Origin of the sequence: Streptomyces sp. NPDC090442 (assembly GCF_044769405.1) — a bacterium.
Classification (GTDB): Bacteria; Actinomycetota; Actinomycetes; order Streptomycetales; family Streptomycetaceae; genus Streptomyces.
The window spans coordinates 1-3,631 of the sequence record NZ_JBIVXW010000182.1 but is presented as its reverse complement, the minus strand read 5'-3'; the positions used below and the strand labels follow the sequence as shown (position 1 = coordinate 3,631).

Genomic DNA, 3,631 nt, shown 5'->3' with positions numbered 1-3,631 from the left:
TCTTCAGCGAGAAGACATGATCACGCAAAGGCCGTCCCTCTGCCTGCAGAACGGCGAAGCCCGTGGCCAGCTCAACGAGCTGACCACGGGCGGACCTTAAACGCCAAGGTGGTGCACTGTTTCTGTGCGGGGCAGGCCCGGCAGGTGCGCCGGTCGAACTCGACGACGAGGGCGTCGTGTCCGTGCTGGGTGACCGGGTGCCAGCCGACGCTGGTGGATCCTTCGGGACAGCGGACGGTTCGGGACTTCCAATCGATGCGGAAGGCGCTCTTGGCGTATCCGGCACCGGCCTTGGCCTGTGGGGAGTGGTCGGCCAGCAGCGGGGTGACCATGGCGATGCCCTGCTTCGCGGCGGCGGTGACCAGGCCGGCCGAGGGATAGCCGGCATCCAGGTAGTGCTCGCCCGGGGCGAGGCTACGCTCGGCCAGGCTCTGCTGGATGCCGGCGGTGACCTTGACGTCCGGCACGGTCGCGTCTGTGGTGTGCACGTCGGTGATCAGGTTCGGCCTCGGGTCGACGCGCCGTCCGGCTTCGGCTTCGGCTTCGGCTTCGGCTTCGGCTTCGGCTTCGGCTTCGGCTTCGGCTTCGGCTTCGGGAGGAGTGTCGCAGCTTCCGTCAGATGGATCTTGTATCCGCACCAGAACAACTCCTCGCCCTTGGCTGCCCAGCGGGCGTCGGGGTCATAGGGGGAGGCCAGGCGTGATCTGCCGGGCGGGACGCCCTCCTGGTCGGCGTCCCGCTTGGTGATCACCTCCCGTCCCCGGCTGTCGGTGCGCAGACTGTAGGTCTGTATCAGCATCTGCCGCAGGACCTGCACGGCCTCGACGTCGCGGATCCACACTGGGGCGCCGGGCTGGTAGGCGGCCCGCACGAGCGCGTAGCCGTCCTGCGCGAACACCTGCGCCAGCCGGTCCCGCTTGACCTGGGAAGACGGCATCGTCCAGCCGTTGACCCGCGCCCCGTAGCGGTGGGCGAACTCGGCGACATCGACCCGATCGGCCAGCCAGGCGGGGGCCGCGACCGCGAGGGCCTCCAGCGCGGCGCGCACGCTCTCCCCTGCCAGCTCCAGCCGGTTCAGGTCCCGCACCGCGGAGATGACATGGGTAGCATCGGTACGCTGCTTGCCGCCCGCGCCGACCAGCCCGGCCGTCCGGCAGTGGTCCACCAGCCGGTCGAAGACCACCCGCTCCAGGCCGTGCCCGGTGATACGGGCGCGGAACTTGATCAGCACGGTGAAATCGAAGCCGGCATCGGTCAGCTCGCGTCCAAGCGCGTACTTCCACGACAGGCGATCCCCCACCGCGTCCGCGGCCTGCCGGTCGGTCAGGTTCTCGGCGAACTGCAGCACCGTGACCAGCGACAAAACTGCCGGCGACAGGCCCGGGGCACCCCGCACTCCGAATGCACCGGCGAACGGCTCGTCGGCGAACACCCCGGCCAGATGGTCCCGGACCCGGATTGGCAGGCTCCCCTCAGGGAACGCCGCCCGGGCCACCACCGCCGTCTGCTCCGGAACCGGCGGCAGACCCCTGGACTGCATCGACATCGCTTCCCTCCCCCCACCAACACCACACGACCGGCCCCCACCGCAGAACCGATCATGCCGTCAACGACACCTCACCCGACAGGCAATTGAGCAACGGAGTCCAGGGCAGTTCCAAAGTCCTTTGATCTTGGTGTAGTTGCTGGTCACGGCGTGGTGACGATGTCGGTGAGGGCCGCTACGAACAAAACGAGGCTCCCGTTGTGGACGGATGACCTTGCCAGTCACCGTCTCGAACCGGAGCCTCGATGTGCCGTCAGTCTGCCACCGTCTGTCTCGTCAAGTTGCCGTCACCGGCGGAGCGTTCGGGGTTGCCGTTCGCGGAGCGGCTGGTCAGGCTCCCGGACCCGCGCCATCGCCGGGGTGTGCGTCACCCGTTCGTGGCGGTGCTGCTGATCGCCGCGTGTGCCGTGGCAGCGGGCGCGCGCTCGTATGCGGCGATCGGGCAGTGGGCCCGCAGCGCCCCGCAGCAGACATTGGCCCGGTGCGGGGCACGCTTGCTGACCTCGCTGAACGTGCGGATCGCACCGAGCCGGTCGACGATCCGGAGGATCGTTTCCGTCGTCTGTCCGGGTGGCTTGGCCGACCTGGCCGGCGAGGCTCCGGTGAGGGCGGAGTCGGTCACGGTGGACGGCAAGAGCGCCCGTGGCTCGCGCACCGATACCGCACCCGCCGCCCACCTGCTGTCCGCGGTCACAGCGGCCGGCCGTGTCGTGAGCCAACTGCGGGTGCCGGACAAGACCAACGAGATCTCCGCATTCACCGCCCTACTCGCCCCGTTCGACCTGGTCGGCACCGTGGTGACGGCCGACGCTCTGCACACCCAGCGCGAGCACGCGAAGTGGCTGGTGGAAGTGAAGAGGGCTCACTACCTGCTGGTGATCAAGGGCAACCAGCCGAACCTGCACGCGGAGGTCCGGGCCCTACCGTGGAAGGACGTCACCGCCCGCCGCTACGACCGCGAACGCGGGCACGAACGACGCGAGACCCGCTCGGTACGCACGCTCACCGTCACCGGCCTCGGTCTGGACTTCCCGCACGTGGTCCAGGCGGTGAAAATCCTGCGCCACCGGACCGACCTGAAGAGTGGCAAGGTCACCCGTCAGTCTGTCTACGCGATCACGGATATGACGGCACGTGAGGCATCACCACAGCTCATCGGCCGTCTCGCCAGGTCACAGTGGAGCATCGAGGCCATCCACCATGTCAGAGGCGTCACGTTCGCCGAGGATGCCTCCAAGATCCGCACCGGGCACGGGCCGGAGAACATGGCTACCCTGCGCAACCTCGCGATCAACAAGCTCCGCGAGCACGGCCACACCAGCATCGCCGCCGGCCTCCGCGAAATGTCCTACGAACCCTTCACCCACCCCCTTGACCTCCTCGGCACCACCCCATGACCAGCAACTACACCAAGATCAAAGGACTTTGGAACTGCCCTGGACGACTCGGCCACTCATTGGGATGCTGGCGACACGATCGCTTGGTAAGGACACGCTGGCGAGGTCGTCTGCTGGGGCAAGGACAGGAACGACTTCGGAGGTGAATGTGCCCGAACTCTGGGCCGGTATGTGCCCGAACTCTGGGCCGGTACGGACGCGGGCAAGGCCGAGCATCACTGCACGGTGATCGACACCGATGGCGGGCAGAAACTGTCGCGCCGCGTGGCCAACGACGAGACCGCGCTGCGCAAGCTGATCGCCGATGTCCTCGCGCTGAGCGAAGGGCGCGCCCGTGACTTGGGCAATCGACCTCAACGCCGGCGGGGCCGCGCTGATGATCGCGCTGCTGACCGACAACGGGCAGCAGGTCAACCCACATGATCAAGGCATTCATGCCCGCCGACCTGCGAAAAGACGCCCTACGCTACATCTTTGCCGAGGCCTGGTAGGCGAGGAGGAACGCCGGCCGGGTCACACCGTAGTCGGTGTCGACGACGAGGGCCTTCCACTGCCCCGCCGCGGAAAACCACACCAGACACTCTCCGACGAACCCAGGGCTGTTGCAAAGTCCGGGTGTTGGGATGTTTGGGCAGGTCAGGGGAGTTTCAGTAGGTCGAGGGGGCGGTTGAAGGGCTGGTAGGACATC

At 67.6% G+C, this 3,631-nt stretch carries 3 protein-coding genes and 1 pseudogene; 2 read left to right on the top strand and 2 right to left on the bottom strand.

What is annotated here, in order from left to right; all coding sequences use genetic code 11:
- Positions 1-71 precede the first annotated feature (71 nt).
- Both ACIQU6_RS44025 and ACIQU6_RS44020 read right to left on the bottom strand, forming a co-directional pair.
- The gene (locus ACIQU6_RS44025; RefSeq protein WP_403488252.1) at positions 72-488 is read right to left on the bottom strand and encodes a transposase; all 417 of its coding nucleotides are present in this window, start codon (positions 486-488) and stop codon (positions 72-74) included.
- A gap of 8 nt (positions 489-496) precedes the next feature.
- Positions 497-1,432: a transposase gene (locus ACIQU6_RS44020; protein ID WP_403488250.1), complete on the bottom strand. Its 936-nt coding sequence runs from the start codon at positions 1,430-1,432 to the stop codon at positions 497-499.
- A gap of 359 nt (positions 1,433-1,791) precedes the next feature.
- Between ACIQU6_RS44020 and ACIQU6_RS44015 the strand changes: the two genes are divergently transcribed.
- Both ACIQU6_RS44015 and ACIQU6_RS44010 read left to right on the top strand, forming a co-directional pair.
- Positions 1,792-2,943, top strand: coding sequence for an ISAs1 family transposase (locus tag ACIQU6_RS44015; RefSeq protein ID WP_403488248.1), 1,152 nt, complete (start codon positions 1,792-1,794; stop codon positions 2,941-2,943).
- Positions 2,944-3,114: 171 nt separating this feature from the next.
- Positions 3,115-3,355, top strand: a pseudogene (locus tag ACIQU6_RS44010) (transposase); the annotation flags it as partial.
- Positions 3,356-3,631: the final 276 nt, after the last annotated feature.